Source organism: Rhodanobacter sp. FW106-PBR-R2A-2-24, assembly GCF_058789615.1.
On sequence record NZ_JBYTBV010000002.1, the window covers coordinates 963,382 to 988,117 of the forward strand.

Annotated in this window: 12 protein-coding genes; 5 read left to right on the top strand and 7 right to left on the bottom strand. The window is 67.5% G+C overall.

Going from position 1 to position 24,736, the window contains the following annotated elements; all coding sequences use genetic code 11:
- Positions 1 to 401 precede the first annotated feature (401 nt).
- Positions 402 to 5,483, top strand: a complete 5,082-nt coding sequence (locus tag AC3WQA_RS05715; RefSeq protein WP_492674110.1) for a hypothetical protein — start codon at positions 402 to 404, stop codon at positions 5,481 to 5,483.
- Positions 5,484 to 6,232: 749 nt separating this feature from the next.
- Here AC3WQA_RS05715 and AC3WQA_RS05720 read toward each other — a convergent pair.
- Positions 6,233 to 6,514 carry a HigA family addiction module antitoxin gene (locus tag AC3WQA_RS05720; protein ID WP_492674111.1) on the bottom strand — a complete coding sequence of 94 codons (282 nt, stop codon included), beginning with the start codon at positions 6,512 to 6,514 and terminating at the stop codon, positions 6,233 to 6,235.
- 100 nt (positions 6,515 to 6,614) lie between these two features.
- On the bottom strand, positions 6,615 to 7,082 hold the full coding sequence (locus tag AC3WQA_RS05725) for an SET domain-containing protein (protein WP_492674112.1): 468 nt from the start codon (positions 7,080 to 7,082) through the stop codon (positions 6,615 to 6,617).
- 121 nt (positions 7,083 to 7,203) lie between these two features.
- Between AC3WQA_RS05725 and AC3WQA_RS05730 the strand changes: the two genes are divergently transcribed.
- From AC3WQA_RS05730 to AC3WQA_RS05740, 3 genes are all read left to right on the top strand, one after another.
- Positions 7,204 to 7,686: a hypothetical protein gene (locus tag AC3WQA_RS05730; protein ID WP_492674113.1), complete on the top strand. Its 483-nt coding sequence runs from the start codon at positions 7,204 to 7,206 to the stop codon at positions 7,684 to 7,686.
- A gap of 33 nt (positions 7,687 to 7,719) precedes the next feature.
- On the top strand, positions 7,720 to 9,495 hold the full coding sequence (locus AC3WQA_RS05735) for an acyl-CoA dehydrogenase C-terminal domain-containing protein (protein ID WP_492674114.1): 1,776 nt from the start codon (positions 7,720 to 7,722) through the stop codon (positions 9,493 to 9,495).
- Between the two features lie 551 nt (positions 9,496 to 10,046).
- Positions 10,047 to 10,697, top strand: coding sequence for an Lnb N-terminal periplasmic domain-containing protein (locus tag AC3WQA_RS05740; RefSeq protein ID WP_492676327.1), 651 nt, complete (start codon positions 10,047 to 10,049; stop codon positions 10,695 to 10,697).
- A 10-nt stretch (positions 10,698 to 10,707) separates the two neighbouring features.
- Here AC3WQA_RS05740 and AC3WQA_RS05745 read toward each other — a convergent pair whose 3' ends face one another.
- The 3 genes from AC3WQA_RS05745 to AC3WQA_RS05755 all read right to left on the bottom strand — a co-directional run bounded on the left by AC3WQA_RS05745 (position 10,708) and on the right by AC3WQA_RS05755 (position 20,251).
- On the bottom strand, positions 10,708 to 14,007 hold the full coding sequence (locus AC3WQA_RS05745; protein ID WP_492674115.1) for an EAL domain-containing protein: 3,300 nt from the start codon (positions 14,005 to 14,007) through the stop codon (positions 10,708 to 10,710).
- A gap of 128 nt (positions 14,008 to 14,135) precedes the next feature.
- Positions 14,136 to 17,045, bottom strand: a complete 2,910-nt coding sequence (locus tag AC3WQA_RS05750; protein ID WP_492676328.1) for an EAL domain-containing protein — start codon at positions 17,043 to 17,045, stop codon at positions 14,136 to 14,138.
- A gap of 332 nt (positions 17,046 to 17,377) precedes the next feature.
- Positions 17,378 to 20,251, bottom strand: coding sequence for an EAL domain-containing protein (locus AC3WQA_RS05755; protein ID WP_492674116.1), 2,874 nt, complete (start codon positions 20,249 to 20,251; stop codon positions 17,378 to 17,380).
- A gap of 223 nt (positions 20,252 to 20,474) precedes the next feature.
- Here AC3WQA_RS05755 and AC3WQA_RS05760 point away from each other — a divergent pair, with 223 nt between their 5' ends.
- Positions 20,475 to 20,933, top strand: a complete 459-nt coding sequence (locus tag AC3WQA_RS05760) for a GNAT family N-acetyltransferase (RefSeq protein WP_492674117.1) — start codon at positions 20,475 to 20,477, stop codon at positions 20,931 to 20,933.
- Here AC3WQA_RS05760 and AC3WQA_RS05765 read toward each other — a convergent pair.
- The gene (locus AC3WQA_RS05765; protein WP_492674118.1) at positions 20,891 to 22,273 is read right to left on the bottom strand and encodes a cytochrome-c peroxidase; all 1,383 of its coding nucleotides are present in this window, start codon (positions 22,271 to 22,273) and stop codon (positions 20,891 to 20,893) included. The genes AC3WQA_RS05760 and AC3WQA_RS05765 overlap by 43 nt on opposite strands.
- 41 nt (positions 22,274 to 22,314) lie before the next feature.
- Positions 22,315 to 24,726: an alkaline phosphatase family protein gene (locus AC3WQA_RS05770; RefSeq protein WP_492674119.1), complete on the bottom strand. Its 2,412-nt coding sequence runs from the start codon at positions 24,724 to 24,726 to the stop codon at positions 22,315 to 22,317.
- Between the last annotated feature and the right edge of the window lie 10 nt (positions 24,727 to 24,736).

A 24,736-nucleotide genomic window follows, 5' to 3' on the forward strand; every position in this document is an offset into this window, starting at 1 on the left:
TTTTTGTTTGTGGCCCCCTGTGGTTCCCTCCCCGTTCCCCAGCTCGGATAAGTGCTCCCCAGCTCGACGGATCGCATCCGCAGGCGTGGCCCCAAAACCGATGGGAATCAGGCGGAGGATAGGTCTCAGGAGTGTCGCATCTCTGGACTTCTTCGCAGGGATACAGCGACTAATTGCGTCAAGCGCGTCCCCTGGAAATCCCCGTGTCGGCGGTTCGATCCCATCCCCTTTGACCCATCCACGATACCAGGACCAAGGGCTCCGCACGCTGGAGCAGCAGGTGATCTACGCCAATCCACAGGAAGCAGAGCGTGTCATCATTCGCGCGGGAACGTCATAGCGAGCTAGGCTTGAGCGCTTACCCTCTACCCTGGAAACAGTGAGGCTATGAGGTGGATCGCATGGATGGCCCAGGCAAGAACCGAGTTTCAAGCCCGATCTCCACGGGCGGCGAGGGCGTTTTCTTCGAACAACACGTCGCGGCGTACTGGCTGGCGCAGCTGCTCGTCCGCAGCATCCCGCCGATCTTGACCAATACCGGCGTTACCGATGTCCATTTCCAGACCGAGCATTTTGGCTTCAATACGGACGACTTCCTGGTCGTCTGCGCGCGCGCAGGCGTTACGGCTGCGCGGCTCGTCGGGCAGGTAAAGCGAAGCTTTACAATCAGTGCTGCCGACGATGAATGCAAAAAGGCCATCAGCGATTTCTGGAAAGATTTCAAGAAGGCCGACCCTTTCAATCCCCAGCGCGATCGCCTTATCCTCGTCACGCTACGCGGCACGGGCACGCTCCTCAAGGATTTCGTTGGACTGCTCGACTGCGCCAGGGGTGCGGCGGATAGCGAAGAGTTCCAGCGGCGGCTCTTGCTGAGCGGCTTTGTTTCGAAGAAGTCCGTTCATCAGTGTACCGAGCTCTGCGAGATCGTGAGCGCATTGGAAGGAACCCCCGTCACGGCGAAGGACCTTTGGCCCTTTCTGCGCGTGCTCCATGTCCTCAGCCTCGACCTCCACACCACCACGCGACAAACCGAAGCGCACATCAAGACGCTTCTCGCCCTCAAGTCAACCGATCCAGATCCCATAGCGAGCGCGACCGCCGCGTGGGACGCTCTGCTAACCTTCGCCAGCGAGGCCGGACCGGCCGCGCGCAGCCTGAAGCGCGCCGACCTTCCAGGCGCCCTTGTTCAGGCCTACGACGAGGTGGGCGCGTACGAGCAGCGCGTACTGACCGCTCTGAAGAACCACACCGAGTTCGTGCTGCGGAAGATCCGCACGACAATTGGGCCCGCCTTCCACCTGCGGCGCGCCGCCATCGTCCAGAAGGTGCTGTCAGCCATCGAGGCGAAGCAGGTCGTCCTGATCACGGGTCCGGCCGGCACCGGCAAGTCCGTCATTGGTAAGGAAGCGGTGTCCTTTCTCTCCCGCGAATTCTTCGCCTTCGGGTTCCGGGTTGAGGAATTCGCCGTCGCCCACATCGACGAAACGCTCCACAACAGTCAGATTCCGACGCGCGCCACAGAGCTTCAGGCCATTCTCGGCGCGCAGGGTCGCAAGGTGCTCGTCATAGAGAGCGTCGAACGTCTGCTTGAAAAGCCAACGCGCGACGCCTTCAGTGATCTGATGACGCTCGCCCAGGGCGACAACGGCCTCGGCATCGTCATGACCTGCCGCGACTATTCCGTGGAGCAGGTGCAAGCCAGCTTCCTCCGGCCTGCGGGAATTGACCACGCAGTTATCGAGGTTCCGCCGCTCGACGACTCCGAATTGCAGGAGATCCAGACGGCGTTTCCTTCGCTGGCGGTCCCGCTGGGTAATCCGGCCCTGCGCGAGATCCTGCGCAACCCGTACTTCATCGACAAGGCACTTCAGATTCCCTGGGACGCGGGACGTCCGCTTCCAGAGAACGAGCGTGATTTCCGGGCCATCTTCTGGCGACAGATCGTTTGCGCGGACCACAGTCCGACCAACGGCATGCCGCGTCTGCGCGAAGAGGCCTTGCAGGAGCTGGCGGTGCGCAGGGCGCGTGCCCTTTCGGACTACGTGCCCGCTACCGGACTCAATGCTGCAGCCATCGCCCTCCTGAAACAGGATTCCCTCATTGTTTCGCCGGACAGCAACCCTCTGCTCGTCGCGACGGCGCACGACGTGCTTGAGGACTGGGCCATCCTCCAGTGGATCGAGGAACAGCACCTCGCGGATGAGACTGCGTTCAAAGCGTTGTCCTCCGCGATCGGCCCGTATCCCGCAGTACGCCGCTCTTACCGGAAGTGGGTTGCCGAACTGGTCGACCGTGACGCGCCCGCTGCGGACCGGTTGTTCAGCGCGGCCATCGCGCAGGCCGATGTGCCCGCTCAATTCCGCGACGACACGCTGGTGTCGCTGCTAAAGGCACCGTCTGCCTCCGAATTCCTAATGCGGCACGAGGCCAAGCTGCTCGCCAATGACCGCGCAATCCTCAAGCGGGTCATCCACCTCCTGCGCGTTGCCTGTGTGACGTCGCCCGCCTGGCTTGCCGACGTGCGCGGCCACAGTTCGATCCTTAGCGTGCCTGACGGCGCAGTCTGGGCAACCGTGGTAAAACTGGTCCACCGCAACATTGAAAGCTTTGAACCGCAAGACGCACCGCTGCTTCTCGCATTGATCGAGGATGCCGTGCGCGGCATCAGCTGGTGGGCACCGGACATCGACGGAGCCGAACATGTCGCCGGCATTGCCTATTGGCTTCTTCCGAGCTTCGACCACTACAGGGGTGGCGATGCGCGCAAACGCGTTCTCAAGGTCATTGCGAAGCTCCCGAAAGCCGATCCGGTGCGCTTCGAAGCTGTTCTGCGCGGGAAGATCAGGGAGGGACGCCAGCGCGATCCCGTTGCCGAGGAATTCCGCGACATCCTTCTTGCGGGTCTCGACGGCGCACCTGCTGCCCGCGACCTGCCGGACATTTTGATCTCTGTTGCACTGGATACATTCCTCGCCACGGAAGAGTATCTGCGCGAGGAATCCTACCTCCGTTCATCCATCGACGTTGACCTTTACTTCGGTATCAAGGAACACCTGCGTCAGGAATTCTTCCCTGCCAGTGCTTTCCGCGGGCCGTGGATCAGCCTGCTCACGCACCACCCGAGAAAGGGTCTTGAGTTCCTGATCCAGGTCTTCAATCACAGTGCCGAGTGGTACGCGCATCCGCGTCTTGGCGACCGCCTCGAACCCGCTTGGGAAGTCGAGCTGACGTTCGCGAATGAGACGACGCGGAAGCAGTGGGTGAACCCCCGCCTCTGGGGCCTGTACCGCGGCATGGCCGTCGGACCCTATGTGCTCCAGTCGCTGCTGATGGCATTCGAGAAATGGCTGCTCGACTACGCCAAATCCCATCCCGAGGGACTCGATGCGGTATTACTCGAAATCCTGCAGCGTAGCGATTCCGCCTCGCTCGCAGCCGTCGTCGCAAGTGTGGCGGCCGCGAATCCTCATCGGTCAGGCGAAGCTCTTCTCGTGCTGTTGTCGGTGCGGGACTATGTCGAGCTAGATCGAAGTCGAATGAACGACGAGCGCCGGACCTCGAGCCTCACGGGATTATTCCCGACCATGCGCGTGGAAAAAAAGATCTACGAAGAGGAGCGTAAGAAGTCGAATGCGCTGCCGCACCGTCGGCAGGATCTTGAATCGGCCATCGCAAACTTGCAACTCGGTCCTCTGGCCCCGCGGGTTCACGCCGTCATCGACCGCTACATCGCCGCACTTCCTGCGCCGGACAAGCGCAACAGGTCGGAACTCTCCTGGCAGATCGTCCTTCATCGGATGGACTTCCGCCAGTACGACTTGGCCGATACCCAGCCCGCAGCGGACGAGACATCGGCGACGGACAGCGAGGAGCATTCGAAGAATTACATCCGCCTCGAACCCAAGCCTCCGGCTCCAGAAGTGCGGCAACTGATTGACGAGAGCACAAAGATGCTTGGCGAAATGAATGCCCGGCTAGGTGTCTACAATTGGGGACTCCAGATCTTCCAGCGCGACTCCGGCTCTGCTGACGCTGCCCAGTGGCGCGAGAAGCTCGAAAGTGCGCAGGGCATGGACCGCGCCTCTGAAAATCCGGACAACAGCCACAACACTCCTGGCTTCGTCGCCGCCGTCTGCGTCCGCGATCACTGGAAGGAGATGTCGCCAGAAGAGAAAGACTGGTGTATCGATGTCATCTGCTCCGAGATCTTCAGGCACGCAGACCAATGGGGATCCATCGATCGTCTGCAACGGTTCTCAATGCTCGCGGATCGTCCGTGTGCTTTCGTCGTGCCGCGACTCCTGCTCAATCCCCTGACGGAAGCCCAGACATCGCGCGTACGACAAGCCCTTATCGCCGCGCTGACCCATCCGATCAACGAGGTCCGTTGGTACGCTACCTATGGCATTGACGAGAAGTTTTGGGCGGTGAACTCCGCTCTTGCCCTTCGCTCCGCCAACGCCATGGCGACGGAAGCCGCGCTTGCCGATCACGACTGGAACGCCGAGAAGAAGAAGCGTTACGACAAGCGGCGCGCGCCGGACACGATCGCTTCCGCCACGGCCGCAGACATTCGCCGGCGGTTCTGGACCGACGGGGCAATCGCCGAAGATGCGCACATCAGGTTCGATATCACTGAGGTATTCGGAGCCGAGGCGCACGCGAAGGTTCTCGCGATTCTCGGCCAGGTGCCCAACGAGCCTCTGGCCGTGGCCGCGCATAGGCGCGCCAGTGAAGACCTCGTCAACTGCTGGAACCGCGACCACAGCCGTTCTCCCGACCGGCGCGACCGGGACTTTCACGGGGAGCAGGCGATATCCGACCTCATTCAGCGATTTGTGATGCGCGCGTCAGATGCCGATGCCGAACAAGTCCTCCAGCCCATCCTCGATGTGGTTGACCGGCATCCACGCGAAGTCCACAGCGTCATCCAGGGTTTCACCAGCAGCGAGGACAGCAGTCCCAATACTCAGCATTACTGGTTCCTGTGGGACCTGTTTGCGGAGAGAATCAAGCGCGCCAAGTGGCTTGCGCATCTTGACAGGGAACACCCGCACGGCAGCGAAGTACTTTCGGCGATCTTCCTGACTTTGTGGTGGAAGGATAACATCCGTCACTGGCGGAGCCTGGAAGGCCACGCTCACAACATCGACGCGCTCTTCGACGCGCTGCCGCCGGTCTGGATCGTTCTGGACAGCTACGTCCGCTTCCTCTACCACATCGGCGAGCGTTCTATGCCCGCCGCATTTGTGCGCGTCGCGAACGCGCTCAGACGTGGAAATCCTGCCGACATGCTGCGCGAGTCCAACACCGTCTTCATGCTTGAAGTTCTTCTCCAGCGGCATGTTTACACAAGGCCGCTGGAACTCAAGCGCGATCTGGCCCTGCGCGAAGCCATCCTGTATGTGCTCGACATGCTCGTCGAGAGCGGCTCCTCCGCCGCTTTCCGGATGCGGGATGACTTTGTGACGCCGGCCGCCTGACGCGCCCTATCGTTTGACAACGAACTGGCTAAAAAGCGCGCCGCGGGCTGTCTCAACGAACCGTGCCATGCACTTGGGAGTGCCGCGCGCGATGAGGTGGAACAACGACAGCCATCGATTGCCGAAGAGTCACCCGACCTAGTCTTGAGTAGCATTGTGGTTTGCAAGCCGGTCACCCAAGTGTCCGCTTTGGGGTCGGAAACGGACACCGGGCGGGTGACATCTCAGGTCTACATCTCCTTGCCGTTCTCCATTTGTCCCCTTCCCCACGAACCTCATTCGTACCGGTGTGACCCAAGATTGTGGTCCCCCTGTGGTCCCGGGTAACAGAGGGATGGAGAGGGAGACAGGAGGAGGACGGGAGGAGGACAGGCGTCTAGAATGGCGCCATTCTGCGCTTTTACGGGTGGAAGCAGCCCCGAATTTCGTCGCTGTATCGGTTGAAAATCTCCGTGTCGGCGGTTCGATTCCGTCCCCGGCCACCATGCAAATCAGCGATTTAGCCCATCTTTCACCGGATGGGCTTTTTCGTTGCAGCGTGCCCGCTGCCCTGTGCGTGCGCAGCAGTTCGTCCAGCGCGGCGAATCCATCTCAAGCGCCGCGTAGGCTGCCGCATAGCCCGGTTGTTTCATCCATCGCTTGTGCGTGGCTTCCACGTCGAGAGGAACGGGGTCGTAGCGGCCGCTTGTCATGCCTTCACCTCTCTCCGTCGCGCCCGCGCCGTTTCCCGCATGAACATCGCGGCTCGCTCAGGCTGCTTGCGTATGGATCGGCCTCACCTTCGCTTTGAACGTGCGCTGCGCCTGCCACATGTCGTAATTCGCCTGCATCGCGTACCAGCTACCCGGCGTCGTGCCCAGCGACTTTGACAGGCGCAAGTCCATTTCGGCGCTCACCGCCGCCGCACCATTCAGCACGCGCGACAAAGCCACGCGGGTAGCGCCCAGCTTCGCCGCCGCGTCGGTGACGGTCACGCCTTCCAACCATTCGCGCAGGACTTCGCCCGGGTGAGGTGGGTTGTGCATGTTCATCGTGCTGCTTCTAGTGAGGGTTCGGATCATCAACCAGCTCGGCATCGCGGCCGTTGGCGCGCATCCCAGGCAAGCCACCACCCTGCGCTCGCCCAGGCTTCTACCGCTTCGCCTTCAACAACGTGCCGGTGCAGTGCTTCGACCCGCACAGGCACTTCCACAGTTTCTTCAGCCGCGCGGTGTGCGGCACGTCGAGGGTGATGCCGTAGTCGTAGGTGAGCTCGTCGCCGGGCTTGATGGCGCGGATGGCTTCGATCAGCACTTTGTCGTGGCGCGGATTGCCGTCGGCGGCTTCCTCCACCACGGCGCGGCAGTTGGGCGCGCAGCTGTGATTGATCCAGCGCGCGGCATTGCCCTTGCGGTTGGCGTCGATGATCCAGCTTTCGTTGAGCGTGAACAGGAAGGTGTGGCCGCTTTCACCGCCATCGCCGTACATGGCATCGGCCTCGGCGTGGGTCATCAGCGTGCCGCGGTAGCGGATGACCTCTTCGCCCTTCCGGATGGGGGCCAGGGCGAATACGCCATTGCCATGGATGGGGGAGCGGCGGGCAGCGATGCGTCGGGTCATGGCACGGGAACTTGACGTGGAACGCGACATGATGCCGCGTGTCCAAGCCGTTTGAAACTGCCGGCATTGACGCGCGCGCCGCCCACGGGTAAAGATTCAAACAATCGTTTGAGGTTTCCCCATGCCACGACTGCTCCGCCGCCTCGCCCTCGTCGCGCTGGTCGCCGGCCTCACCGCCTGCGGACCGGCGCGCAAGAGCGTGTTTCCGCCCACGCTCAGCGTGCAGCAGTTGCAGGTGCGGCCCGACGGAGCCTGGCAGCTCACGCTGCGCATCCAGAACAACAGCTACGCCGGCATGGATTTCACCGCGCTCGATGGCCAGCTGCAGGTGGCCGAGCTGATCCCGGTGCGCCTGCACGCCACGTTCCAGCGCGACATCCCCGCCTTCGCCGGCGACACCTTGCCGCTCACCGTGCTGCCGACGCCGGCGATGAGCAAGGCGCTGGCCCAGGTGGAAGCCAAGGGCAGCCCGGGCTCGCTGGCCTATCGCATCAGCGGCAGTACGCTGGCCAAACCCGAGCAGGAAAAGCAGCCGCGTCCTTTCGATTTCAACGGCCATGACTGGCTCTCGCCGGTGCCGGGCATTGCCCACACCTTTCGCTAACCCCTCACCCATGCAGCCCCGGAGGCAAATCCCATGACCATCTACCAGGCTCCGCTCGACGAGCAGCGTTTCACCTTGTTTGACCTCCTGGGCGCCGAAGCCGTGCTCACCCGGCTTGAGGGCGGCGCCGAACACGGCCGCGAGCTGCTGGATGCCGTGCTGGAGGAAGCCGGCAAGCTGGCCGAACAGGTGCTGGCGCCGACCAACGAATCCGGCGACGCCGAGGGTTGCCACTACGACAAGGCCACGCGCTCGGTGACCACGCCCAAGGGCTTCAAGGCGGCGTTCAAGGCCTTCGCCGAAGGCGGCTGGGCCGGCCTCACCGCCCGGGAAAGCTTCGGCGGCCAGGCGCTGCCGGGCGTGCTGGGCATCGCCACCACCGAGCTGTTCCAGAGCGGCAACCTGTCGTGGAGCCTGTACCCGCTGCTCAGCGAAGGCGCCTGCCACGCGATGGAGCTGCACGGCACGGCGGAGCAACAGGACAAGTACCTGAAGCCCATCGTGGCCGGCCGCTGGACCGGCACCATGTGCCTCACCGAGCCGCAGGCCGGTTCCGACCTGGGCCTCCTGAAGACCCGCGCCGAGCCGAACGCCGACGGCAGCTACGCGATCACCGGCACCAAGATCTTCATCAGCGCGGGCGACCACGACCTGGCCGAGAACATCGTGCACCTGGTGCTGGCGCGCCTGCCCGATGCGCCGGCCGGCAGCCGCGGCATCTCCATGTTCATCGTGCCCAAGTTCAAGTTGAACGCCGACGGCTCGCTGGGCGCGCGCAACGCCGCCTTCCCCGGCGCCATCGAGCACAAGATGGGCCTGAAGGGTTCGGCCACCTGCGTGATGAACTTCGACGGCGCAGAAGGCTATCTGATCGGCCAGCCGCACAAGGGCCTGTCGGCGATGTTCACCATGATGAACGCCGCGCGGCTGTCGGTGGGCGTGCAGGGCCTGGCGCTGGCCGAGCGCGCGTACCAGAACAGCCTGAACTACGCGCGCGAGCGCCTGCAGGGCCGCGCGCTCTCCGGCGCGAAGTTCCCCGACAAGGTGGCCGACAACCTGCTGGTGCAGCCCGACGTGCGCCGCATGCTGCTGACCCAGCGCGCCTGCGTGGAAGCCTCGCGCGCCCTGCTCTACTACACCGCGCTGCAGACCGACATCGAGGCGCGCGGTGCCGACGAGGCCACGCGCAAGGCGGCCGGTGAGCTGGTGGCCTTCCTCATCCCCATCGCCAAGGGCGTGGTCACCGAACTGGCGCAGGAGTGCACCAAGGAAGCCTTGCAGGTGTACGGCGGCCACGGCTACATCGGCGAGAACGGCATGGAGCAGTTCGTGCGCGACGCGCGCATCATCACGCTGTACGAAGGCACCACCGGCATCCAGGCCGCCGACCTGCTGGGCCGCAAGATCCTCCAGCTGCAGGGCGTGGGCTTCAAGCATTTCGCCGCCGAGATCGGCGCGTTCTGCAAGGCGCACGCGGGCGACGCGAAGCTCGCCGCCTTCGTCGCGCCGCTGGGTGCCGCGCTCAAGCAGTGGGGTGAACTCACGCTTTCGCTCGCCCAGCGCGTGCAGGCCAACCCGGAGGAACTGGGCGCGAGCGCCACGGATTACCTGTGGTACTCGGGCTACGTCACCCTGGCCTACTTCCAGGCCCGCGCCGTGGCCGCCGCCGAGGCAGGCACGCACGGCGCGGCGTTCACGCAGGCCAAGCGCGACACCGCCACGTTCTACTTCGCCCGCATCCTGCCGCGCACGCTGCTGCACAAGGCCGCGATCGAGGCCGGCGCGGCAACGATCCCCAACATCGCCTGACCTCGAAAACGCCTCCCCGGCGTTGCTCGGATCACCAGGCCCGGCGCACGCCCGGGCTTGGTTTCGCCGGCCAAGCCGGCACATGCCCGATCGGGCGCGATATGTCCATGTATCGCGCCCACGGCGTGGCGCTTAAAGACACTCCGGCCTGACCTGCCGGTCGCGCCGTTGCCTTCGCGGGCGCGGCGCGGCAGGCTGGCGGCATGTCGAACCGCCTCCGCTCGCTGGGCAAAGCACTCGCGCTGACGCTGCTCGCGCTACTGGCGCTGGCCTCCGGCGCATGGGGTGCGCTGGCGTTGTGGTATCGCCTGCCCGGCGGACGGGCGGTGCGCGCACTGGGCGCCGCAGCGTGGCTGGGCGGCGCCTTCGCGCTCATCGGCTGGGCGCTGCTCCGCCGCGCCGAGTGGCCGCTGGCCGGTTACGCGCTGGCCTACGCCCTGCTCCTGGTGTGGTGGCTGACCGTCCGGCCCAGCCATGCGCGCGATTGGGCCGACGACGTGGCTTGCCTGCTGACCGGCCAGGTGCACGGCAACACGGTCACCCTGCACCACGTGCGCCATTTCGCCTGGCGCAGCGACGTCGACTACGACGCCCGCTGGGAAACCGCCACCTGCGACCTCACCCGCCTCGCCAGTGCCGACGTGGTGCTCTCGCACTGGGGCAACCGCGCCATCGCCCACGCCATGCTCTCCTTCGGCTTCAGCGATGGCCGCCACCTGGTGTTCTCGGTGGAGATCCGCAAGCAGCGTGGCCAGGCCTTTTCCGCGCTGGGTGGCTTTTTCAAGCACTTTGAAACCATCCTGGTCGCCGCGCCGGAGGACGACCTGATCCGCGTGCGCAGCAACGTGCGCGGCGAAGACGTGCAGCTCTACCCGCTCACGCTCGAGCGCGCGGCGCTGCGCGCGCTGTTCCTGTCCTACGTGCGCGCCGCCAACACGCTGGCGGCGCATCCGGCGTTCTACAACACGGCCACCGCCAATTGCACCACGCTGGTCCACCGCATGGCGCGCCAGTTGCGCCCCGGCCTGCCGTGGGACGTGCGCCTGCTGCTCACCGGCTATCTGCCCGGCTATCTGTACGACATCGGCATGCTGGATCGCCGCCTGTCGCTGGCGCAGTGGCGGACACGGGCGCGCATCAGCGACAAGGCGCGCGCCTGCGGCCCGGACGAGGATTTCTCCCACACGATCCGCCGGCCCTGATGCACACGGCTCACGCCGCCGTGCTGGCCAGCCCCGCGACGACGGCCTCGAAGGTGTCGCGCGGCTGCGGGCGTGCGAACAGGTAGCCCTGGAAGGCGTCGCAGCCCTGCTCGGCCAGGAATCGTCGCTGCGCCTCGGTTTCCACGCCTTCGGCAATCACCTCCAGCCCGAGGCCGCGACCCATGCCGATGATGGTCTGCGCCACCATCGCGTCGTTGGCGTCGTCGGGCAGGCGCGCGACGAAGGACTGATCGATCTTGAGCTGATCCAGCGGCAGGCGCGAAAGATAGGCCAGCGAGGAATAGCCGGTGCCGAAGTCGTCCAGCGAGATGCGGATGCCCATGGCGCGCAACCGATTCAATTTGTCGGCGGCCTCGTCGATGTCGTCCAGGATCGCCGACTCGGTGATCTCCAGCTTCAGCCGTCGCGGATCGGCGCCGCTGGCGGCCAGCGCCGCGCGCACACCATCGACGAAACCGGGCTGGGCGAACTGTTTGGCGCTCACATTGGCCGCCAGCGCCAGCCCGCGCAGCGCCGGTTGCGTCGACCAGTCCGCCAGCAGGGTGCAGGCATGGCGCAGCACCCAGTCGCCCAGCGGCAGGATCAGGCCGTTCTCCTCGGCGAAGGCGACGAAGACATTGGGCGGCACCCGTTCGCCGCAAGGCCGCGTCCAGCGCAGCAGTGCCTCGGCACCGGTAGTGCGGCCATGCAGATCCACCTGCCCCTGCAGCTGAAGCTCCAGCGTGTCCGCATCGATGGCGGCGCGCAGATCCCGCACCAGCGCCTCGTGGCGCAGCAGCGCGTCGCGCATGGCCGGCTCATAGCGCCGCGCCTGGTCGCGGCCCGCCGCCTTGGCCTGATACATCGCCAGCTCGGCGTCCTTCAGCACGGCCGCCGGGTTTTCCTGATCCCGCGACAACTCGGTCCAGCCGATGCTGGCGGTAACCGTCAGCGTCGATCCATCCGGCATGCGGAAGGGCTCGCGCAGGCTCTCGCGTACCCGCCCAGCATCGTCCCAGGCCACCCCCGCCGGCGGCATGCCGCCGTCCGCATGGACGGGCACCACCAGCGCGAAGGTGCCGCCGCTGAAGCGCCCAAGCAGGCGTTCGCCGTCGGCGAACCGGCGCAAGCGGCGCGCCACCAGGGTGAGCAGGTGGTCGCCCTCGGCGTGGCCGCGCAAGTCGTTGACGCGCTTGAAATGGTCGAGATCGATCAGCAGCAGCACGCCGCCGACGCCGGAAACACGCATCTGCTGCAGGCGGCCGTGCAGGTGCAGGCGATTGGGCAGGTCGGTCAAGGGATCGAAGTACGTCATGCGCTCGACGCTCTCGTGCGCCGCGCGCTCGCCGGTGAGATCGACCACCGCGAAAATGTAGCGGCTGACCTGGCCGTCGCCGCCGCGCATGATCGACACCGTGCTGCGCACCACCTTGATCTGCCCGTTCTTCAGCCTGATCCAGCGTTCGCCCTGCCATATTCCGGTCGCGCGCGCACCGGCCAGCACCTCGGCCACGGCGGGCTGCGGGTGGTAAGGCGAGCTCAACATGGAAGGCGACTTGCCCAGCACCTCGTCGGGCGCGTAGCCGGTGAATCGGGTAAAGGCCCGGTTGACGCGCAGGATGGCGCCTTGGGCATCGGCCACCAGCAATGCGCCCTGCGACTCAAACGCCGCCTCGGCGAGCAGCAAGGCGCTCTCGACGCGCTTGCGCTCGCTGATGTCCTGCGCCAGCACGATGACGGATTCGGGGGTGCCGTCCGCGTCGTGCGTGCCCGAGACGTCCAGCAGCACGGGGAAACGGCGGCCATCGCGGGTTACCTGCTCGGTTTCCACCAGGGTGTGCTTGTCGCGCAGGCAGGCCTCGCGCTGCGCTGCGCGCGAAGCCACGAGGTCGGGCGGGTACAACTCGTCCGCCGGCATGCCCACCATCTCCTCCGGCGTGTAGCCGCGCTCGCGCGCGAAGGTGGGGTTGGCGGCGGTGATGCAGCGGCTGCGCACGTCGAAGATCGCCACGCCGAAGGCCGCGTACTGGAATGCCTGCCCCCACAGGCGCAGCGCCGCCTCCGCCCGCAGGCGCTCGGTGACGTCGCGCGCGACGCCCAGGATGCCCTGGCCGGCGCCCGCCGCATCGGGCAGCGCCACATGGGTGACCTCCAGTTGCCGCCGCGTGCCGCCGACATCGATCGACAGCACGCAGGTGTGCCGCCCCTGTTGCCGCGCCAGATCGTCCATGGCACGCATGGCGGCCAGCCGCGCCGGATCGAACAGCTCCTCGTCGCGATGGCCGATCAGCTGCCGTCGCTCCAGGCCCAGCACCTCGAAAACGCGGTCGTTGCAGTCGCGGTAGATGCCCTGCCCATCCTTGACCCACAGCGCATCCGGGTTGGCGTCGAACAGCGCGCGCAACTGGCCCTGCCCGGCGCGCAGCTCGCGTGTGCGCGCACGCACCTGGCGGCGCATCGTGCCGATCCACAGCGCAAGCAGCGCTGCCAGCGCCAGCGCCGCGGCGGCCATCCATTTGGCGGCACGCATATAGGGCTCGAGCACGAACGGCTGCTCCAGCCAGCGCCTGCGCAGGGCCGCCTGCTCGGCTGGCGTGATCTGCGCCATGCCGCGCTCGATCGTCCGCAGCATGGCGACGTTGCCCTTGCGCACGGCCACGCGGAGGTGCGCCTGGTAAAGCGGAAACGCCCGGCCGAAACGGCTCAGCGCCGAGTCGCGGTACAGGAAGTATTCGGCCGGGTAGTCGTCCATGCAGAAGATGCGCAGGTCGCCATGGGCCGCCGCAGTGATGAGCGACTGGTAGTCGTCGAACTCGCGCAGATCCGTCACCCCCGCCGCGCGCAGCCGCTCGGCGCAGGCATCGCCACGCTCCACGCCTACCGGCAGGCCGCGCAAGGTGGACAGGTCGCGCACGCCATGGATGCGGCGATCCACGTAGATGCCCACCGGCAGCGTGGCATACGGCGCGGAGAAGTCGTACAGCGGCTCGCGCGCGGGCGTGCGGAAGATCATGTCGATGGCGTCGGCACGCCCTTGCCGGATCTGCTGCTGCGCCGCGACCCAGTCCATCGGCACCAGGTCGACGCGAATGCCGGTATGCGCCTGGAACAGTTTCCAGCGGTCGACCACATAGCCTTGCGGCTTGCCGTCGGCGTCGAGGAACACGAAGGGCGGGTAGTTGAAGTCGCTGACCACGCGGATAGGCGCAGTAACGCCGACCGGCGGCGCCGGATCGGCCACTGCCATCGCCGCCAGCGCCATCAGGCACGCCAGACACCCACCTGTCAGGCACAACCGCCACCGCCGCATGCACGCACTCCTGCAGGCGCCAGCGGCCTGCACTCTCCATGGCTTGTCGGCAGCGGCGCACCGGCCTTGAATCGCCCGCCACCCGGCCTGTATGGACGGCCAGACCATGCAGCCTGCCCGCCCGCGCGTCACACCTGCGTGAATCGTTCCCCCCGCAGGGCTTCGAACTCCGCCAACGGCACCGGCCGCGCATACAGGTAACCCTGGAAGGCATCGCAGCCCTGCGCCAGCAGAAAGTCACGCTGGCTGGTCGTTTCCACGCCCTCGGCGATCACCTGCAAGCCCAACCCACGACCCATGGCGATGATGGTCTGCGCCACCATCGCGTCGGTGGCGTCCTCGGTGAGGTGGCGCACGAAGGACTGGTCGATCTTGAGCTGATCCAGCGGCAGGCGCGACAGGTAGGAGAGCGAGGAATAGCCGGTGCCGAAATCGTCCAGCGAGATGCGGATGCCGAGGGCGCGCAACTGGTTCAGCTTGAAGGCCGCCTCGTCCAGGTTGCCCATCACCACCGACTCGGTGATCTCCAGTTCCAGCTGCGCCGGGTTGGCGCCGCTGGCGGCCAGCGCATCGCGCACCTCGTCCACGAAGCCGACCTGCACGAATTGCCGCGCGCTCACGTTCACCGCCAGCAACAACCCGGCCAGGTGCGGCTGCGCCGCCCAGGCCACCAATTGCGCGCAGGCCTGGCGCAGCACCCAGCTGCCCAGCGGCAGGATCAGCCCGCTTTCCTCGGCCAGCGGGATGAACTCCAGCGGCGGCACCCTCTCACCGCCCGGCCGCGTCCAGCGCAGCAAGGCCTCGGCGCCGAACGCCCGCCCCTGCCGATCCACCTGGGCCTGGTAGTGCAACTCCAGCGCCTCGGCCGCCAGCGCCTGGCGCAGGTCGTCGAGCATCGCCTCGCGATGCGCCAGCGCGAACTGCATCGCCGGCTCGAACCAGCGCACCTGATCGCGGCCGCCGGCCTTGGCTTCGTACATGGCCAGCTCCGCCTCCTTCAACACCGTCTCAGGCGAGCCTTGCCCGGGCACCAGCTCGGACCAGCCGATGCTGACGGACAAGGCCGCCGGCGCACTGTCGCCCAGGGGGAACGGCTCGCGCAGCGCCGCGCGCACGCGCTCCGCGCCGTCGCGCGCCAGCTCCGGCCGCGACCGCGTATCGCCATCCGTGCCGCCGCTCACCAGCAGCGCGAAGCTGCCGCCACCGAAGCGGCAGAGCACCCAGGCATCCTCCAGCAGCTGGCGCAGGCGCTGTGCCAGCTGCGACAGCAGGCGGTCGCCGGTGGCGTGTCCGTGCAGGTCGTTGACCCGTTTGAAGTGGTCGATGTCGATCAGCAGCAGGGCACCACCATGCGCGCCGAGGTCGTCCAGCCATTGCTGCAGGCGGCCATGCAGGAAACGCCGGTTGGGCAGTTCGGTGAGCGGGTCGAAAAAGGTCAGCCGCTCGACGCTGGCATGCGCCTCGCGCTCACCGGTCAGGTCGATCATCGAGCAGACGATATGGCCCACCTCGCCGCGACCATTGCGCACCACCGAGATCGTGGTGCGCGCCACCCGCGGCGGCCCCTGGCGCACGCCAACCCACTGTTCGCCCTGCCAGATGCCCTCGTCCAGCACCTGGCTCCAGATCTGCCGATAAAACGCGGCATCGTGGTTGCGCGAGCGCAGCAGGGACGAGCGCTGGCCGATGGCCTGCGCCGCCGTATAGCCGGTGAAGCGGGTGAAGGCCTGGTTGACGCGCACGATGGTGCGGTCGGGCGCCAGCACCATCAGCGCCTCCTGCATCTCGAAGGCCGCCGCGGCCAGGCGCAGCTCGCTTTCGGCCTGCAGGCGCTCGGTGATGTCGCTGGCGGCGGTAAGCACGCCGCGCACGCTGCCGTCGGGCAGATGCAACGGCACCTCGATGACTTCCAGTTGCCGCATGTTGCCGTCGTCGTCCACCAGCGACAGTTCGCCGCGACATTGCTGGCCGTCGGCCAGCACGCTGGCATCCAGCGCGCGCATCCTGGCCGCGGCCACCGGATCGAACAGCTCGTCGTCGGTGGTGCCGACCAGCGCCTCGCGCGCGCGTCCAAACAACCGGGCGGACCGCTCGTTGGCGTCTTGCAGCACGCCGTCGCGATGCTTGACCCACATGGCATACGGGCTGGCGTCCAGCACTTCGCGCAGCTTGCGCTCCTCCGCGCGCAGCTCGTGCGTGCGCGCGGCCACGGTGCGGCGCAGGAAGCGCGTCCACAGCCCCAGCAGCACCATCGCGGCAACCAGCGCGAAGACAACCGCCAGCGCGATCCACAGCATCCGCACGTAGGGCTTGAGGACGAAGGGGCTTTCCAGCCAGCGCTTGCGCACCGCGTCGCGCTCGGCGGGCGTGATCATGGCCATGCCCTGCTCTACCAGGACGAGCATCGCGACATTGCCCTTGCGCACCGCGCGGCGTTCCCGGTCGCTGCCCAGGGTGAAGGCCCGGGTGAAACGGTCCAGCGCCCGGTATCGGTAGAGGTAGAAGTTGGCCGGATCGTCCTCCATGCAGAAGATGCGCTGGTCGCCCTTGACCACCGCCTCGATGACCTGCCGGTAATCCTCGTACGGATGCAGGTCGACGATGCCCAGTGTGCGCAGGGTTTCCTCGCAGGCATCGCCGCGCTCCACCGCCACCGGAAAGCCGCGCAGGGAGGCGATGTCGCGCACGCCGAGGATGCGTCGATCCACGTAGACGCTGGTGGTGGTGTCGGCATAGGGCTCGGTGAAGTCGAACGCGCGCGCGCGCTCGGGCGTGCGGTACATCGATTCGATCACGTCAGCCTGGCCGCTCAGCACTTCGCGCTTGGCCTGATCCCACTCGATGGCCCGCAGCTCGACCGGGATGCCGGTGTGCTGCTCGAACAGCTTCCAGATGTCGGCCACGTAGCCCTGCGGCTTGCCGCCGGCATCGGTGAACAGGAACGGCGGATAGCTGCCATCACCCACCACGCGGATGCGCGCGGGCGCGGGTGACGTCGGCTGCTGCGGCGGCGGGCCAGCCGGCGCCGCCGCGGCCATGGCGGCCACGCCTCCCAAGCACCACGCCATCCAGGCAAGCCACCATCGCCGCATGCACACGCTCCGCAAGAATCCTGGCGCCCCCAAGGCGTGTCGGCCGTCGACCCCGATGCTTGAGCGCGGCGCCACGCACGCCACACCGCGCATGACCGCAACCGTAGCCGATTTCAGCTGAGAGGCGGTAAATTTTTCGGCCTCGAAACCCAATCACGAACGGCCAGTCGCAAGGGCGCCGCCGGGCGCCCTTGGCAAGGCGCGCGGTGTGAGAATCAGGAAGTCGGGTGAACCCAATGACCGCCGTTTTCGCGCAGCAGGCCGCCGCCTTGCGCCCATCATGCCCGCGTGAAACGCTCGCCCAGCAAGGCCTCGAACGCTGCCAGCGGCAGCGGGCGGGCGAACAGGTAGCCCTGGAAGGCGTCGCAGCCTTGCGCTAGCAGGAACGCGTGCTGACCGGTGGTTTCCACCCCTTCGGCGATCACCTCCAGCCCCAGCCCCCGCCCCATGCCGACGATGGTCTGCGCCACCATCGCATCGGTGGCGTCCTCGGCCAGATGGCGCACGAAGGATTGGTCGATCTTGAGCTGATCCAGCGGCAGGCACGACAGGTAGGAAAGCGAGGAATAGCCGGTACCGAAGTCGTCCAGCGAGATGCGGATGCCCAGCTCGCGCAAGCGGCTCAACTTGAAGGCGGCCTCTTCCAGGTCGCCCATCACCACCGACTCGGTGATCTCCAGCTTGAGCCGCTTCGGCGCCGCGCCGGTGGCCGCCAGTGCCTCGCGCACGCCATCCACGAAGGTCGGTTGGGCAAACTGCCGCGCGCTCACATTCACCGCCAGCGACAGTTCGCCCAGGCGTCCCCGCCCGGCCCAGGCCGTCAACTGCGCGCAGGCGCGACGCAGCACCCAGTCGCCCAGCGGCAGGATCAGCCCGTTTTCCTCGGCGATCGGAATGAACTCCGCCGGCGACACCTTCTCGCCGTCGCCACGCGTCCAGCGCAGCAGCGCCTCGGCTCCGACATGGCGACCCTGCCGATCCACCTGGGTCTGGTAGTGCAACTCCAACGCGTCGTCGGCGATGGCGCGGCGCAGATCCTGTGCCAGCGCCTCGTGCCGCTCCAGCGCCGCCTGCATGGCCGGCTCGAACCAGCGCACCTGGTCGCGGCCGGCCGCCTTGGCCCCATACATCGCCAGCTCGGCCTCCTTCAGCACGGCCTCGGGCGAGCCCTGGCCGGGCACCAGCTCGGTCCAGCCAATGCTGGCGGTAAGCGCCACCGCCGTGCCGTCGTCAAACGGAAACGGCTCGCGCAGCAGCGCGCACACCCGCTGTGCGCCGTCGCGCGCGCGCTGCGGTCGCGCCATCGCATCTTCGCCATGGATCGGCAGCAACAGCACGAAGGCGTCGCCGCTGAAGCGGCTCAGCACCCAGCCGGACTCCTGCAACTGGCGCAGGCGTTGTGCCACCTGCATCAGCACGCAATCGCCCACGGCATGACCGCGCAGTTCGTTGACCCGCTTGAAATGATCCAGCCCGGCCAGCAGCAGCACGCCGCCGTGCGCCGCGTCGTCGTCCAGCATCTGCTGCAGGCGGCCACGCAGGAAATAGCGGTTGGGCAGGTCGGTCAGCGCATCGAAGAAAGTCAGATGGTCGACGCTGGCGTGCGCCTCACGCTCGCCAGTCAGGTCGATCATCGAACAAACATACTGGCCCGCCTCGCCAGCGGCGTCGCACACCGCCGAAATCGTCATGCGCACCACCAACGACCGGCCTTGCTCGATGCGTATCCAGCGCTCGCCCTGCCAGACGCCCTCGCGTTCCACCTGCTCCCACACCTGCCGATAGAACGCCGCGTCGTGCTGGCGCGAACTCAGCAGTTCCACCGACTGTCCGACCGCTGCGGCCGCCGCATACCCGGTGAGCCGCACGAAGGCCTGGTTGACCCGCTGTATTGTGCGGTCGCGCCACATCACCATCAGCGCCTCCTGTGTCTCGAAGGCCGCCGCGGCCAGCCGCAGCTCGGCCTCGGTGCGCAGACGCCCGGTGATGTCGCGCGCCACGCTGAGCACGCCGCGCACTTCGCCCTTGGCACCGTTCAGCGGCACCTTGACCACCTCGTACTGACGCGGCGCAACGCCGCCCACCGCAGGCTGCAGGTAAGCGCGATGCTGGCCCAGCCGCATCACCTCCTCGTCCATCGCGCGCACGCGCGCCGCCAACTCGGGCGGCAGGAGTTCATCGCCGCTATGGCCAAGCAACTGCTCGCGCGGCACGCCGTACAGATCGGGCACCCGGTCGTTGCACTCGCGCAGGATGCCGTCGCGATCCTTCACCCACAACGCGTCAGGGCTGGCATCGAACAGCGCGCGCAGCTTGCGCTCCTCGGCACGCAGTTCGTGCGTGCGCGCCGCCACGCTGCGGCGCAGTGCCCACACCCACAATGCCATCAGCGCCATCAACAGCAGCACCACCGCCAACGCCAGCAGCACCGCACGCGCGTAGGGCGCGGCGTTGAAGGGCCGATCCAGCCAGCGCGCCTTGAGCGCGGCCAGTTCGTCCGGCGTGATCTGCGCCATGCCGCGCTCCACCGTCTGCAGCATGGCGGCGTTGCCCTTGCGCACGGCCCAGTGAAACTGCCCGGTGTTGAGCGCAAAGGCGCGACTGAAGCGATCCAGCGCTGCTTCCTGCTGCAGGAAGTGCCAGGCAGATTCCTCGTTCATGCAGAACGCGCGCACGTCGCCGTGCACCGCCGCCTGCACGGTGTGCTCGAAATTGTCGTAAGTTCGCACGTTGGCAAAGCCCAACGAGGCCAGTTGCCGCGCGCACACGCTGCCGCGATTGACGCCGATGGAATAACCCCGCAGCGAGGCCACGTCGTGCACACCATGGATGGCCTCGTCCACGTAGACGCCAATGGGCAAGGCGGCATACGGCGGGGAGAAATCGTACAAGGCTTCGCGCTCGCTGGTGCGGAAGATCAGGTCGATCACGTCGGCCTTGCCCGAGCGCACCGCCTGCTTGGCCGCATCCCAGTCCATCGGCACCAGATCCACCCGGATGCCGGTATGCGCCTGGAACAGCTTCCACCGATCCGCCTCGTAGCCTTGCAGGCGGCCGTCAGCGCCGACGAACAGGAAGGGCGGATAGCTGTTGTCGCCGACCACGCGGATGGACGTCGGCGCGGCCAGCGGCACGGTGCTGGACGCAGGCACGGGAGCCCCGGCCCGCGCCGGTGACGACAGGCCAACGAACAGACACCCCAGCAGCAGCCACACCCAACGGCCCATACGCACGCCCTCGCCGCGCCTCATGGGGCGGCGTCCGCCGTCACTACGCCCTCGCCCGCGTGAAAGCCATGCGAACGCGGTGCCGGCCACGATGCCCCGGCCTGGCGCATGGCACCATGCACCGCAACTCCCACCACCGGCAGGCCCCATGCTGATCCGACTGGCCGAAGACGACGACGATTTCATCCTGTCGCTGGCGCCGCGCTTTGCCGGCTTTACGCTGCCGGCATGGCGGCAGCGCCACGCCTGCGTGGCCGGCATCCGCGAACGCCTGCAGCGGCAGCTGGACGAGCACGCGGCGAACAGCCACCTGTTCGTGGCCGAGGACGACGCTGGCGCGCGCACCGGTTTCATCCACCTGCAGCGCAGCGCCGACCCCTTCACCGGCCGCGCCAACGCCCACATCACCGACCTCGCGGTGGCCGCCATGCACGAAGGCCGCGGCGTGGCGCGCGCCCTGCTCGCCCACGCCGAACGCTGGGCACGCGACCACCAGTGCCAGTTGCTGACCCTGGCGGTCTTCCCCGGCAACGAGCGCGCCCTGAAATTGTACGAAGCCGCCGGCTACGGCATCGACCTGCTGCGGCTGGCCAAACCGCTGCGCTGAGCACCGCGTTCCAGAGCCGGCCCGCCCGCCGTCGCCGAATAGCCGTCGTCCAGTGTCTTCAGGAAGGCGATGACGTCGGCGATCTCGCGCGCGTCGAGTGCGGGCCTGTCACCGGGCGCGCGATCCAGCGGCGCGTCGCTGCGGTCGACGTTGGCGCGATAGCGGAGTGGCAGGTCGTCGAACTTCCGCAGCTGGCCGCGCACCACTGGGTACCACTTGCGCGGGTCGGTGTCGCGTTCGACGTAGAAGTGCATCATCGCGTCCAGCGTGTGGAAGTAGCCGTTGTGGAAGAACACGTGGCGCGTGGCCACGTTGCGCAGGGTCGGCGTCTTGAAACTGCCGCAGTACGGCGTCTGCGCGGCGAGGTCGCGCCGCTTGGGGCCGCACAGCCCGAGGTCGTAGTAGTGCGGGTCGCGGTTGGCCGGAATCGCCGGATTGCGCGGCGCGCCCAGTGCCGCGTAGGCGTAGTCGGTGAACGCCGCTGGCCGGCCGCCGGGGCCGGGCACGTCGATGTGGCAGGCCGCGCAGTTGCCTTGCCGCGGATCGTTGAACAGCGCGTAGCCGTGCAGTTCCGGCGGCGTGAAGCGGGCGTGGCCGGACATCACCGCGTCGAACTTGCTGGTGTACGGATGAAAGCTCGGGTCTTCGACCTGGAAGGCCTGCAGCGCCACGCCGATGGCGTCGAACGCCTGCCGCGGATGCCGGAACACGTCCGCGCCGAAGACCTGCGCGAACTCGCGCGCATAGGCGCCATCGCGCACCGCGGCGACCACCGCGGTGGGCGATGCATTGGCCATTTCGTTCGGATCGAGCAGCGGCCCGGCCGCCTGCTGCTGGCGCGAGGCCGCCGCGCCATCATGGTCGAAACCGCCGCTGGGGCCTTCGTATTCGGCATCCGCGGAGCCGGGGATGAAGGCGTGGAGGCTGAACAGCGGCGTGTCGTCGAGGTAGCGCAGCGAGGGCACCGCGCGCGTGCCCGCGTGGCGCAGATCCCTGCCGCCCGGTTGCACCGCGCGACCGTCCGGCGGGCCATAGGCATGCGCGGGGTCGTGGCAACTGGCGCACGACATCCGGCCCGACGCGGACAACGCCGTATCGAAGAACAGTCGCCGGCCCAGCTCGGCCTGCGGACTCAGGTGCGCCGGCACCGGCGGATAGCGCACCCAGCGGCGGACCGCGGCATCGCGCGCCGCCTGCGTTGCCACGGCGGCCGGCTCGCGCGCCACGGCCGGCAGGCAAGCGCCCGCAAGGCCGATGGCGAGCATGGCCAGCGTCGCGACGATGGCGGGCCCGATCCAGCCGAACCTACTGCCATGCCGTGTGCCAGGCACGGGACGCATGCCCTCGCCCGGCTCGCGGCTCCCGCTGGCGCGGCAAGCGCTCAGAACTGGAACATCGACATCAGGTCGCCCACCGCCGGGCCGTTGATCGGCCGGTACGACTTGCCGGCCACGGTCACCGGGTTCGGCAGACGGTCGCGGCTGCGCGGCGACAACGGTTGCAGCCGCCAGTTGCGCTCGATGAATTTCAGGATCGAGGCGTGATCCGCGTAGCTGTGGTCGACCGCGCCCTTGCGCGCATAGGGCGAGATCACCAGCAGCGGGATGCGCGGGCCGTCGCCGAAGAAGTCGAGGGTCTGGATGCTGCCGGTGTCGAAATGGCCGCCGCCCTCGTCGGTGGTGACCAGGATCGCGGTGTGCGCCCACAACGCCGGATCGGCCTGCACCTTGGCCAGCAGATCCTTGAGGAAGGCCTCGTAGCTGGCCGGCGCCGAATAACCGGGGTGGCCGCTGTCGAGGTTCTTCGGCACCACGAAGGACACCGCCGGCAGGGTGTGCTGCGCGAGGTCGCTGTCGAACGTGGCGAGGCCGGCCAGGCCCGACTTCAGCGCCGGGTCGCCCATCACCTTCGCGGATGCCGCCAGCGGATCGCCGATGTTGTTGTACTGGAGCATCTGCGCCTTGGCGACCGGCATGTGCAGCGCGGCGGCCTCGGCGGCGACGTCCGCCGCGTCGCGCCCGCCGGTGTACCACTTCCAGCTCACCCCGTGCTTCGCCAGCAGCTCGGCGATGGTGGGCACGGTCTGCGGCGGGTAGTTGTAGTTGTTCGGGCCGATCGGCTGCGGCCGGCCGTCCATGTCGTAACCGGGGTTGTAGTTGTTCAACAGGTAGTAGGCGCCGGGCGCGCACTTGCTGGGGATGTGGCGCGCGTCGAGGAAGGCGCGGATGGCGGCCACACCCGGTTGCTTCGGGTCGGAGCAGTCGACGTAGGAGCCGCCCTGGTAGCCGTCGCGGGTGTAGAAATTCGCCGTGCCCGGCAGCGGGTTCGGGTTTTCGATCTGGTTGGCCGGCGGCGCCGCGACCTTGCCGCCTTCGTTGAAGAACGGCACGTCGGCGGTGGCGATGGCGAAGAAGTTCGCGCCGGTGCCGCCCATGATGGACTGGTGGTAGTTGTCGCTGAGCGCGTAGTCCTGCGCCAGCGAACGGAACAGCGGCGCGTCGCCGGCCGCCATGTTCATGAAGCCCATCAGCTCGCCACCCTGCGCTGGATTGGCCGGACTCACGCCCGGCGTGTCGCCGCCCTGTCCGGTGCTGTCGGCGACCCAGGCGAACATGTCGAGCTTGCCGTTGTCGCCGCCGGTCTGCTGCCACATCTGGAAGAAGCGGTGCACCGGATCGCCGGTCACCACCGCCGCGGCGAGCCCATCCTTGCCGGCGTTGCGGTACGGCACGTAGCGGGTGATCGGGAACGGCCCGTTCGGCAGGTCGGCGGGGAAGCGCGTGTCCGGTACACCGGCGGCACCCTGGAAGGTCACCGGGTTCATTTCGCCGATCTGCAGCGGCTGCGGCAGCGTGGCGTAGCGGCCCTCACGCGCGGGCTGCAGGGTGTAGGCCTTGAGCGGCGCAGCCTTGCTCTGCGCGGCCAACGCGAAGTTCGGCCCGGGCGTGCCGTCGGCCTGGATGATGCCTTCGGACAACAGGTTGCGCACCGACTGCCCACTGGCCGGCACGTAGCCGCCGAACAGGCCGTCGAAGGTCTGGTTCTCGCCGATCACCACGATCACGTGCTGGATCGGCGTGCTGGTTGGCCCTTTCGCCAGCGCCAGCGCCGACGCCGCCGCGTTGGCGGGCACCGCGGCGGAAGGCGCGCCCTGCGCGGGCACGGCGACCACCGAGCGGTCGGTATCGCTGCCCACGCTGGCGCTGCCCCGGCGCAGGTCGAAGTGCACCACCGAGAACAGCTCGCCCAGCGGGTTGCCGGCATCAGCGCGGAACGCCGCAGCACCGGCGGGATCCTTCGCCGCAGCGGCAGGCACCTGGAACGCCGCGTACAGCGGCGCGAACACGGCCCCGGTGTCGCGCCCCGCCGTTGCGATGCGCGCGGCGTCGAGGCCGGCCATCTTCGCCGCATCCGGCGCGCCGTCCAGCACCGCGCCGAGCGCGCGTTGCGCCTGCAAGGTGGTGATCGGGTCGAGGTTCGCCACCACCGATGCCTGGCCCGGCGCAGGCGACAAGGCCGCGGACAGGATGGCCGGCGTTCCGTCATCTTCGTTGAACGGCGCCGTCAGCACGAAGGGGCCGGGCCCATCGAGCACCAGCGCATAGCGCCCCTGCGCATCCGTCACGCCGGACACCGTGCGATGCCCCGCATGGTCGGTGGCGGTGACCGGCACGCCCGCCACCGGTACTGCGCCGCCGACCACGCCGCTGACGGCAAGGTGCGACTCGGCGGCATGGCGCCCGCAACCGCCCAGCGCGAGCAGCAGGACCAAGGGCAACAGGCGATGTTTCATGGTGATCCCT